The 4,091-nt window shown below is 54.7% G+C and carries 5 protein-coding genes and 1 tRNA gene; 2 read left to right on the plus strand and 4 right to left on the minus strand.

Going from position 1 to position 4,091, the window contains the following annotated elements; all coding sequences use genetic code 11:
* Window positions 1–134 precede the first annotated feature (134 nt).
* The 4 genes from AC2VLY_RS00710 to AC2VLY_RS00725 all read right to left on the minus strand — a co-directional run bounded on the left by AC2VLY_RS00710 (window position 135) and on the right by AC2VLY_RS00725 (window position 2,068).
* Window positions 135–818, minus strand: a complete 684-nt coding sequence (locus tag AC2VLY_RS00710) for a DUF484 family protein (protein ID WP_300251491.1) — start codon at window positions 816–818, stop codon at window positions 135–137.
* Between the two features lies 1 nt (window position 819).
* Window positions 820–996 (minus strand): hypothetical protein, encoded by a 177-nt coding sequence (locus AC2VLY_RS00715; protein ID WP_193651524.1) that lies wholly within the window; start codon window positions 994–996, stop codon window positions 820–822.
* Between the two features lie 34 nt (window positions 997–1,030).
* Window positions 1,031–1,948, minus strand: a complete 918-nt coding sequence (gene dapF / locus AC2VLY_RS00720) for a diaminopimelate epimerase (protein ID WP_486921595.1) — start codon at window positions 1,946–1,948, stop codon at window positions 1,031–1,033.
* Window positions 1,949–1,994: 46 nt separating this feature from the next.
* Window positions 1,995–2,068, minus strand: a tRNA-Gln gene (locus tag AC2VLY_RS00725).
* A 197-nt stretch (window positions 2,069–2,265) separates the two neighbouring features.
* On the opposite strand from AC2VLY_RS00725, the gene AC2VLY_RS00730 reads away from it, so the two are divergent.
* Together AC2VLY_RS00730 and AC2VLY_RS00735 are read left to right on the plus strand one after the other, a co-directional pair.
* A complete protein-coding gene (locus AC2VLY_RS00730) occupies window positions 2,266–3,456 on the plus strand; it encodes a porin (RefSeq protein ID WP_486894425.1) in 1,191 nt (396 codons plus the stop codon).
* A gap of 154 nt (window positions 3,457–3,610) precedes the next feature.
* The coding region (locus AC2VLY_RS00735) for a GTP-binding protein (protein ID WP_486921596.1) at window positions 3,611–4,091 on the plus strand (481 nt) is incomplete at its 3' end.

Genomic DNA, 4,091 nt, shown 5'->3' on the forward strand with positions numbered 1-4,091 from the left:
AATGTCCTGATGTCCACGGCTTTGCATAAAGTGCAACCAGCCTTGTAAGTCGCGATGATAAGCCGCGACGGTGGCAGGGCTGCTGCGCCCGCTGCGGGCAAGAGTCTCTGTGAAGTCATTGACTGCTTCCTGCATCAACATGGGGTCAGGCAGCGATCCAGAGCGGCCGTCACCAGACGGGCAATTTGATTGAGCAAATCTGCACCCGCATCCTTGGCATAACGCCCGGGATGTTGACTGCCCAGCACAATGCCCGCCTGAATATGCTGGCCGACCAATGGAATCAGGGCAAAAGATTCCAGAGCTGCGCCCTCGGCTGCAAACAAAGTGCTCCGCAGGCTTGGATTGATAGAAAGACCAGTGGCCGCTTGGGTGGGCGGCGAGCCGTCCAGTATCTCCAGAAAATCCGCTTCTTCAAGCACCGTAAACTGGGGTAGACCCGACACCGGCGTGCGGGCTATTAGGGCCAGCGCCTCCACCTGAAAACCTTCGTGCAGCCGGGTCAGCACGGTATTCAAGGTGGCCGGACAGTCCGGCGTGTTCAGCAATTCGGTAGCCAGATCAGAAAGGTGCAGGCCCAGCGCCGCATTTTGTTGGGCGGCACCCAGCAGGGCGGCAATGCGCTGCTGCAGACGGCTATTTTCGTCGCGTAAAACCTGTGCCTGTCTTTCCAGCAGGGAGGAGGCGGACCCGCGACCGACATGGGGAAGGGTCAGGGACAGTAACAAATCTTCCTGATCCCATAAATATTGCGGATGTTCGAGCAGGTACTGGCGGACTTGTTCTGCCTGAGCATCGTGTTCAGGGGCTGTTGCCAACTTAATCATCCTCCCAGTGGGTGTCGCTGTAGCGTTCGGGGGCACTGTGTACTTCCTGCGCCGCGATCAGATGGGCGAGGGTTTCGCCTTCCTGATCTGTCAGTTTGTGCAGAAAAGCCAGATCCCGGGCGTCGCAGTTCAGGCTGTCAGCTATGGCTTGTACCGTGGTATTCTGCATGAGGCTGTTCCCCTTTGTCTGTCAAACTAATGCGTCACAAGAGCCAGGTTCCGTCAAAAACCACCTGCGCCGGTCCGGTCATCATAACGGCTTGTCCCGGTCCTGCCCATTGAATGTGCAAGCGACCCCCCGGAAGATCTACCGCAACGGCCGGGTTCAGCGCTCCCCAGCGGATTCCGGCCACCACCGCCGCACAGGCATTACTGCCACAGGCCAGGGTTTCTCCGGCACCACGTTCCCAGACCCGCAGCCGGATGTGGGAGCGGTCGCAGATTTCCATGAATCCGACATTGCAGCGCTGCGGAAAATCCGGGTGCTTTTCGATTTGCGGCCCGAGCTGGGTGACGGGTGCAGTGGCCACATCCGGCACGCGCAGCACGGCGTGCGGATTACCCATGCTGAGTGCGGCCAGGCGCAGGGTGTCATGATGGACTTCCAGCAGGTATTCAGGGCCTTCTTCCTGAGTTCTAAAAGGAATGGCCTCCGGAGCAAAACGCGGAGCTCCCATATTGACGCTTACCTCGCCGTTTTCGAGGATGCGCAGTTGCATTTGTCCGGATTGGGTTTCTACCTGAATGACATCCTTGTCACTGAGCCCGGCGCGGCGGACAAATACCGCAAAGCAGCGCGCACCATTACCACACTGGGCAACTTCACCTCCGTCCGCATTGAAAATGCGATAACGAAAATCACAGTCCGGGGACTGGGGGTTTTCTACCAGCAGGATTTGGTCGCAGCCGATACCAAAATGGCGGTCAGCCATGGCGCGGATTTGTTCTGGCGTCAGATGGACCCGCTGGCGGATACCATCGAACACGACAAAATCATTGCCGAGGCCATGCATTTTTGTGAAATTCAGTGCGCTGCGGGCAGTTTGATCAGTTTTAGCTATCATGGACAAGAGTTTAGCACGGACTAAGGCGGAAGGCTCGAAAAGGGCCAGTGTCATCATGGCAACAAAAAAGCGCCAAGGAAAAACCTGGGCGCTACTATGTTCTTGGCTGGGGAACGTGGATTCGAACCACGGTTAGCGGAGTCAGAGTCCGCTGTCCTGCCGCTAGACGATTCCCCAAGAGTGGCGGCGATGATAGCTTCAGGCCAGCTTCCCTGTCAAACCGGATTACCGGATCAGGTGAAAATAAACCGGACTTTGTATTTATTTTGCCGACGTTGTAAAAAAGGTGTTGTCAAAATGTTGCATAGTGTCCACACCGGTGCTATAACTTGCAGCGTAGTATCCAAACAATGCTCTCGAGGAGGAGCTTTATCATGAAGAAGAATCTTATCGCTTTGGCCGTTGCGGCCGCAGTTTTGGTTCCTGGTGTGGCTTTTGCTGCAGACAGTTCCAGTAATGACACCGGTCCGGTTGTTTTTGGGTATGCCCAGATCACGGGTGCCCAGCAGTTTGGTACTGGTCCCGGTACTTCCAATGGACTGATATTTGGTGTCAACCGCATCCGTCTGGGCTTCAAGGGTGAAGCGGTTCCTGGCGTCAACTATTTTATCCAGGGTGCGTATGACGAAGCGGGTCTCGGTAATGGTATGGCCAATGGTCTGAATAACGGCCTGGGCGGCAGCACCACAGCCCAGCTGATGGACGCCTGGATCAACTATGCTCCGGTGCCCTTTGTGCAGTTGAAAGTCGGCAAGTTCAAAACCCCTGAAGGCCTGGAATATAGCAGCATTGCCGGTAACGAGTTGCCCTTCATCTACCGCAATATGGGTCAGTCCCTGTTGCCCGGTCGTTCTGCCGGTGCCATGTTCCATGCCAACAACGTCATGGGTTCAGGTGTAGGTTATGCGGTCGGTATTTTTGATAATACTTCCGTAGATAATTACACGGTTTTCAGTAATGTCAATACAACCAATCCATCTGGCGGTGGTCAGGGCAATATGCTCAATGGTAATGGCAAGTACATTGTTTCCGGCATGCTGAAGTACAGCATGGGTCCGTTGTTGACTGCTGAAGCAAGTGGCAGTCTAGGCACCGAACCTAGCCGTGGTAGCGACGATCTCTACAGCTGGAACGTAGGCGTGCGTGGTGGCTTGATGGGTATTCACTACGCTGCTGGTTATACAAATGCCAGCGGAATGTCTAACTGGGGTTATTTGAACACCAATTCTTTCTACAACCCGGTTACCTATACCGCATACGATTGGCATGCGGAATTGGGAGCCAATCTTTACGAGATGACCCTGTCTCCCATTGATATTGAGCCTGCCATCCGTTACGACTCGTACACGGTCCATGGTCAGGGTACCCTGGGTAACGCTACAGTGGGCTTGAATTATTTCGTCAATCCCAACAACCCCCATGCTGCTGAAGTGCAGTTGAACTACATCATGGCGACCCGTGGTGGTTCAATAAATCAGATCTATAGTAGTTCTGTAAATGGACAGGCACCCATCAACGGTGTGGCTTACAACACCCTGATGCTGCAGTTCCAGGCTGGTTTCTAAGTCAAAGCAGTTCCCGGGTGGCTTCGGTCGCCCTCTTGCCGCCCCTTTCGGGGCGGTTTTTATTTGCTTTTTGAGCGGGATACCGTTATAAGAAAACCCGCTGCGGGGAGGCTTGTTCCCGCGTTTTTTCTTATGACCGTTTTGGGGAATATCAGTGGCTCGTCAAATCCGTAATATCGCTATCATCGCCCACGTTGACCATGGCAAAACCACGCTGGTGGATCAGTTGCTCCGTCAGTCGGGTACTTTTGCCGCACACCAGCAGCTGGAAGAGCGGGTGATGGACAGCAACGATCTTGAAAAAGAGCGCGGCATTACCATTATGGCGAAAAACACGGCGGTGCAATGGGGCGATACCCATATCAATATTGTCGACACCCCTGGACATGCCGACTTCGGTGCCGAAGTAGAGCGGGTGCTGGGCATGGTGGATGGTGTACTGCTGCTGGTGGATGCTGTCGAGGGCCCCATGCCGCAGACCCGCTTCGTGACCCGCAAGGCGCTGGAACTGGGTCTGAAACCCATTGTCGTCATCAATAAGGTAGACCGCCCCGGTGCTCGCGTCGACCATGTCATCAGCGCCACTTTTGATCTTTTCGACAAACTCGGTGCTACCGAAGAACAACTGGATTTCC

It is taken from the genome of Acidithiobacillus sp. TH-A36 (genome assembly GCF_057473445.1).

What these genes read in the sequence shown, in the direction of transcription:
- AC2VLY_RS00715 (WP_193651524.1), bottom strand. Translation starts at nt 996, where the DNA reads ATGCAGAATACCACGGTACAAGCCATAGCTGACAGCCTGAACTGCGAC.
- dapF (WP_486921595.1), bottom strand. Translation starts at nt 1,948, where the DNA reads ATGATGACACTGGCCCTTTTCGAGCCTTCCGCCTTAGTCCGTGCTAAA.
- AC2VLY_RS00730 (WP_486894425.1), top strand. Translation starts at nt 2,266, where the DNA reads ATGAAGAAGAATCTTATCGCTTTGGCCGTTGCGGCCGCAGTTTTGGTT.